General features: G+C 55.3%; 2 protein-coding genes. Both read left to right on the top strand.

The window, feature by feature from the left end:
- On the top strand, positions 1-224 hold a 224-nt coding region (locus J5224_RS30935; RefSeq protein ID WP_319802517.1), incomplete at its 5' end, for a flagellar basal body rod C-terminal domain-containing protein.
- Positions 225-244: 20 nt separating this feature from the next.
- A partial coding sequence (locus J5224_RS30930) for a flagellar basal body rod protein FlgF (RefSeq protein ID WP_264628842.1) occupies positions 245-889 on the top strand: 645 nt, incomplete at its 3' end.

Below are 889 nucleotides of genomic sequence, written 5' to 3'. Positions count from 1 at the left end.
GCGATAACACCTGGCCCAGCACGGATAAATCCGGTCAGCCGGTCATCGGTCAGGCGGGTGTGGGGAGCGTGGGGACGTTGCTGGGCAATATGACAGAAAGCTCAAACGTGGACATGAGTAAAGAGTTGGTGGATATGATTGTTGCCCAACGTTTCTACCAGTCTAATGCGCAAACCATTAAAACGCAGGACTCCATCCTGCAAACGCTGGTCAGCATGCGTTAATCGTTTAGCGGAGAGACTCCATGGATCACGTAATTTATACAGCGATGGGCGGTGCCAGCCAGTCACTTGAAAAGCAGGCGATTACCGCCAACAACCTGGCCAATGCTTCAACGCCGGGTTTCAAGTCGCAATTGGCGGCGTTGCGTGCCGTGCCCATCAATGGACCGACGAATCACACCCGGACGCTGGTTGTCGCTTCTACGCCGGGCGCGGATATGTCGGCAGGTGTGATGGATTACACCGGTCGTTCCATGGATGTTGCACTGCCGAAAGAGAGTTGGCTGGCAGTGCAAACCGCTAACGGTGAAGCCTATACCCGCAATGGTAATATGGAACTCAATGCCGATGGGCAGTTGACCATCCAGGGACGCATTGTGATGGGGGACGGTGGTCCGATCGAGATTCCGCCCAATGCGCAAATCAGCATCTCTGCCGATGGTACCATCTCCTCGTTGAACGCGGGTGATGCACCGAATACCATTGCGCAGTTGGGCCGCTTGAAGCTGGTGAAAGCAACGGGACAAGAAGTGACGCGTTCTGATGATGGTTTGTTCCGCTTGACCCCAGCGGCTCAGCAGCAGCGTGGCAATGTATTACAGAACGATCCCACCGTGCGTATCATGCCCGGCGTACTCGAAGGCAGCAATGTCGACTCGGTTGGTACC

This window comes from Candidatus Symbiopectobacterium sp. NZEC135, assembly GCF_025962695.1.
The sequence above is the reverse complement of the archived record's forward strand: the minus strand, read 5'-3'. Positions and strand labels throughout refer to the sequence as shown.